The sequence below is a fragment of the Reinekea sp. genome (assembly GCF_982785585.1).
Genome location: NZ_CEYAVF010000063.1, coordinates 1 through 5,195, shown reverse-complemented (window position 1 = coordinate 5,195; position 5,195 = coordinate 1). Strand labels below are relative to the sequence as shown.

5 protein-coding genes are annotated in these 5,195 nt (G+C 53.1%); 3 read left to right on the top strand and 2 right to left on the bottom strand.

The window, feature by feature from the left end:
* The first annotated feature begins 78 nt into the window (after positions 1 to 78).
* From AC4FIC_RS14930 to AC4FIC_RS14920, 3 genes are read left to right on the top strand one after another with little or no spacing between them, the layout of a single operon-like run.
* A complete protein-coding gene (locus tag AC4FIC_RS14930; RefSeq protein WP_273285345.1) occupies positions 79 to 942 on the top strand; it encodes a putative selenate ABC transporter substrate-binding protein in 864 nt (287 codons plus the stop codon).
* Positions 939 to 1,694, top strand: a complete 756-nt coding sequence (locus AC4FIC_RS14925) for an ATP-binding cassette domain-containing protein (protein WP_227003747.1) — start codon at positions 939 to 941, stop codon at positions 1,692 to 1,694. Before AC4FIC_RS14930 ends, AC4FIC_RS14925 begins: the two co-directional genes overlap by 4 nt.
* Complete coding sequence (locus tag AC4FIC_RS14920; protein WP_227003748.1) at positions 1,684 to 3,150, top strand: PhnE/PtxC family ABC transporter permease; 1,467 nt, start codon at positions 1,684 to 1,686, stop codon at positions 3,148 to 3,150. Before AC4FIC_RS14925 ends, AC4FIC_RS14920 begins: the two co-directional genes overlap by 11 nt.
* Positions 3,151 to 3,298: 148 nt before the next feature.
* Here the strand turns inward: AC4FIC_RS14920 and AC4FIC_RS14915 are convergent, their stop codons facing one another.
* The gene (locus tag AC4FIC_RS14915) at positions 3,299 to 4,537 is read right to left on the bottom strand and encodes a type II toxin-antitoxin system HipA family toxin (RefSeq protein ID WP_100256197.1); all 1,239 of its coding nucleotides are present in this window, start codon (positions 4,535 to 4,537) and stop codon (positions 3,299 to 3,301) included.
* Between the two features lie 2 nt (positions 4,538 to 4,539).
* Positions 4,540 to 4,863: a helix-turn-helix domain-containing protein gene (locus AC4FIC_RS14910; RefSeq protein ID WP_100256198.1), complete on the bottom strand. Its 324-nt coding sequence runs from the start codon at positions 4,861 to 4,863 to the stop codon at positions 4,540 to 4,542.
* Between the last annotated feature and the right edge of the window lie 332 nt (positions 4,864 to 5,195).

Sequence of the window (5,195 nt, the reverse complement as noted above, 5' to 3'; positions counted from 1 at the left end):
ACCGTGTCTCGATCGGCGTTCCACGCCGGTTCTTGCCACGCGAGCAAACCCCTGCGATGCCCACTTTGCGAGTCTGTAATGTCTAATTTAAGTCGTCTTATCCTATCTACCGTGCTGTGTCTGGCTGCGAGTTTATCCGCCCAGGCTGAAACCTTTACCTTTACCGCCATTCCCGATGCCGATGCGTCGCGTCTGCAGGAGCGCTTCGATAAGGTCGCCGATTATTTGAGTGCCGAACTGGGCGTGGAGGTAAAATACATTCCGGTCAAATCTTACGCCGCCGCAATCACCGCCTTTAAGAACAACCAGGTGCAATTGGCCTGGTTTGGCGGCCTGTCGGGTGTTCAGGCGCGGCGTTTAGTGGTCAATTCAGAGGCCATTGCACAAGGGTATGAAGACCAACTGTTCAAAACCTACTTTATTGCGCACCACAGTACTGGCCTGACCGAGGCGGATGCCTTTCCGGCGGACATTCAAGGTAAAACCTTTACCTTCGGCTCGAAGGGTTCAACGTCGGGCCGATTGATGCCCGAGTTTCATATCCGTGAGCAGTTCAATATGGCTCCGGAGCAAGCTTTTGCGCGCGTCGGCTTCTCCGGCGATCACAGCCAAACCATTGCCCAGGTGCAGGCGGGCGCTTACCAAGTCGGCGCGGTCAACTACCAAGTTTGGGAAACTGAACTGGCCAGCGGCAAGATTGATCCGAGCAAGGTCAGTGTGATCTGGCGCACACCCACCTATCCGGACTATCAATGGACGATTCGCGGCGATGTCGATGCGCGTTATGGTGATAATTTTAAGGCTCGGGTTACCCAGGCTCTGTTGAATATGACTGACCCGGATTTGCTCGCCAGCTTCCCGCGCCAGTCCTTTATACCGGCCTCTAATCAGGATTACGCGCCGATTGAGAACACCGCCCAAGCTATTGGCTTGTTGGATTGAGTGAACACCTTGGCCTAAGCGCCGTGAGCAGGGGGGCAAACCAGGGCCTGAATCTGTCTGCCAGTAAGGCCGGCGTGTTTGATGCAACGGCGAATCGGTCGTTGTTTCATTTGGATCAGGCAACCCTAGCCTATGGCCAACAGACCGCATTGGCGTCGGTGTCCCTTTCGATTCACGCCGGCGAAAAGGTCGCTCTAGTCGGGCCATCCGGTGCCGGCAAGACCAGTCTGCTCAATGTGCTCTATGAACAGCAGCGTGAACACATTGCCTGGTGCCCGCAGCACTATGGTTTAGTCGATATTCTCTCGGTCTACCACAATATCTATATGGGCCAACTGGAGCGCCACAGTGCGCCTTATAATATTTGGAATCTGTTATTCCCCATCGCACGTCACCAACAGGCCATCGGTCAGTTGGCGAGTGAGTTGGGGCTTGGTCAAAAGCTGGACCATTCCATTGATCAATTGTCGGGCGGTCAGCAACAGCGGGTCTCGATCGGTCGCGCCCTATATCGTAACAAGGCGATTTTTCTCGGCGATGAGCCGGTCGCCAGTCTGGATCCGATCCAGGGCGAGGCACTTCTGGCCAAGATTATTGCGCGTCACGCGACCGTGGTCATCGCCTTGCACAATCGGCAGATGGCTCTGAGTGTCTTCGACCGAATTATCGGTATCAAGGGCGGCCGTGTGGTCTTAGATCGGCCGGCCAATGCCATCAGTCACGCCGAGCTGGATCGGTTCTATGCGCAGTAGTGGTCGCCGATTGGCCGCTGTCAGCCTGTTCTTCGTCTGCTCAGCCTTACTCTGTTTACCGTTCGCCGATATTGCTCTATACCCAGTGGAACCCTGGATCGAATTGCAGCGTATGGCGCTCGGGCTGCTGCATCCGGACGTGCACATGTGGCGCCTGGTGCTGCCCGCGCTCGCGCAGACGGTTGCTTTCGCGCTCTTGGCCGTAGCCGGTTCGGCGCTGATCGGTTTAGCTTTGGCGCTGGTCTTTCACTCTAGATTTGTGCGCCTGCTCTGTGCCGCGACCCGTGCCGTGCACGAGATCTTTTGGGGCCTGATTTTTATGCAGGTCTATGGCCTGTCGGCGACCACCGGACTGCTCGCCATACTGGTACCCTTCAGTGGAAACTTTGCCAAGGTCTTTGCCGAACTCTTGGCCCAACAATCGCCATTACCATCCGCCGCCGTAGCGCGCAGCAGCGATCGACTCAGCCGCTATTGCTACACGTTGCTGCCGCAAGCATGGCCGGCATTGCTCAGCTATACCCGCTATCGGTTTGAATGTGCGTTGCGCTCCAGTACCGTCTTGGGCTTTATCGGCTTACCGACCCTGGGCTTTCATCTGGAAACCGCCTTTAAGCAGGGGCAGTACGATCAGGCGGCGACCTTACTGCTGGTGTTTTTTGCTCTGATTGGCACCATTCGCTATTGGTTCCGGCCGCGCTATACCTTGCTTTATTTAGCCGCGGCCTTCTGGGTGTTGCCGGCTTCAGCGCCAGTAGAATCGAGCGCTTGGTTGTTTTTCAGTGAGGATATTTGGCCCAGTGCAGTGCGCAACGGCAATTGGTCCGAGGCGCTGAGCTGGTATCATCACCAGCTCTTCTCGGTCGCCTTACCGGCAGCAGTCGACACCCTGCTGCTGGCGCAACTGGCGCTGGTCTTGTCCGGCCTCATTGCCTTGCTCAGCTACGGTTGGGCCAGCTCACAATTGGCCGCGTCGGGCGTTCGACATTTGGGCAAGGGGTTGTTGCTGGTACTGCGCTCAACGCCAGAACTCATCCTAACCTTTCTATTTTTGCTGCTCTTAGGCCCCTCCGGTCTGCCGGCCATTATCGCCCTGGGGTTGCACAATGGCGGCCTTATCGCCTTCCTGCTCGCCAAGCAGAGTGAGCAACTGGTACTGCGTAACGATGCGGCGCGCGGCCTAAATCGTTACGTCTATGAGCTGACGCCGCGGCTCTACGCGCGCTTTGTCGATCTGATGCTCTATCGCTGGGAAGTGATTTTGAGAGAAAGCGCCATTCTCGGATTGCTCGGGGTGACCACTCTCGGGTTTTATATCGATTCGGCCTTCGAGGAAATTCGTTTCGATCGCGCGGCTTTGTTGATCGTGGTGACCGCGTTGCTGAATATTGGGGTGGATAGCTTTGCCCGGCGAGTGCGGAGGTATTGTCAGGTTGCCACCTTAGCTCAGCAATAGGGGTTTTGGGTTATTTCTTTCGATGTCTTGCCTTCTCGCCATAGTTGATCCTTCTCAACAGCAAGTTGATCAACCCATATAAGTTCTAGTGGTGCACTTGGAACTGGAATTCGCCTTTTGTTAACGCGGCTTATTTCGTGTTGCTGGGTTAGACATTGAATGCACTCGCCATATTCAGCTGTTCGCTGCGGCTAATATTGATAGAGTTTGCCACCGTTTTCCAGCGAGCAACACTTAACAGCACCTCATCTTTTATACGCTGAGCCTGTGACGTACTGAGTTGGAAAAATTCGATCACGTCCATCGCCAGTTCATAGCTGAGGCTGTTGTCATCTTCGGTGATATTCAGGTGCAGGCCGTTAGCGGGTGTTACCGGATTGATATCGTAAGCAGGGGATAGTAACCAGCCACCGTTACTGTAAATAAAGCCATGGTTTCTCAGGTGATCATCCGTATTCGACACAGCGATATTAAAGACTATGCGTCGCCACAGTTGCGCCAGGTCTTCTTTGGTGTTAGCTCCATGTTCAGTAATAAACTGCGCCAGCTCCAGGTAGCTTGCATCATAATCACCGTCGTAGTAGCCAAGCTGGGTCATCGCTGAGGTGAAATGTAAACGGTGCTCTGGCGTGCGGTCAAACCGCTTGGTGAGGAATGTATGATGGTGGCTGTTGAATTTTTCAATCCGGCATTCTGCCATCTGGATATCGGCACCCACGGCCAATTGGTAAACAACAAACTCCCAGGCGGCTATGTCATGATCATCGAGCTGGCTGGGAAATTTGGCTATCCACAAATGATTGTTTTCATCGACTACGCTGGCCTTGGGGCGAGCTCCCCCCAGGGAGGAGCCCGGAGACATCAACATGGTTAACCACTTTAAGTACTCCGCGTCGTCTGTATTATGGTTGTCTTCAACTTGTTGAGCCGCGTATTCGAGATCTCGTAGCGAAGAGATTGGCGGTGCTGCCAGCTTTTCGTCATTATCCAGAAACGCACCGTTCATTTCTCGCTTGAAACGCAATGCACCCAAGCGGTAAAGGTCATGTACGCCCAGCAGGTAATCTATTTCGTAGAGTAAATTTGGGCGGCGATCCTCTTTGCGTGCAATAATGGCTTCGCGGCGCTTCATAAGCAGTCTACCCCAGCGATCTGGGCAGGAGTCCAAGAAGGTTCTGAAGTTTTTGGAATTCTCGCTGTGCTGCGCTCCCGAATAGAGATTTAAGTCCGGATCAATTTTTTGCGCATAGGGAGACTGCAGCCAATCGTTGTCGTAGCTGAAGCTAAAATGCTCTTTGTTTTTGATCACAGAGGATCGCAGAGTACCCACCAGAATAGGCTCATCAAACGCTTCCCAGTCAGCAAAGACATAGACTACCGTACTCATTACTACTTACCTTTTTGTTTATTCATCAGTTTGATGTCCTGGAGTTTGCGGCCCAGTTCATCATCAATGGCAACCCTCGCAAAATCTTCCGTTAATCCCAGCACACTGAGTACGGCGACATAGTGACCGATAGACACTTTAGGATCTCCCTGTTCAATCTTGCGAATGGTCAGACGGCTTAACCCGGTTCTCTCTGAAATCAGAACCTGGGTATACCCTCTGCGTTTACAGGCCAGTTTAATATTGCCGCCAAGTTGCTCTAAAACCTTCCGGTTCTTGGGAAAGACAACAGCACTTCGCTTTGGATTTGATTCTGTTATGGGCACTATAATTACCAATTATTCAAATAATGATAAGTATAGGATTCATTTACCTTAAAGTAAATATAGTTTGTGGCACCTATGGTTTTCTTTTATGCGAGAAGTGGTAAGCATAAGTGCCATTGATCTTTTTTTCGAGGAAAAAACGCCAGTACCCCAACTAGGTGGACTTTTTAGACTTGGCAAGGGCTACTCCTAGCCTGACACAGGGGGTGTGTCTTGACTGATAGCCTTGGGCCCCCCGGGTCTGCCCACGATCCAGGCCCTGGGCCTGCACAATGGCGGCCTGATCGCCTTTTTAGTGGCCAAACAGAGCGAACAGCTGGTGCTGCGCCAGG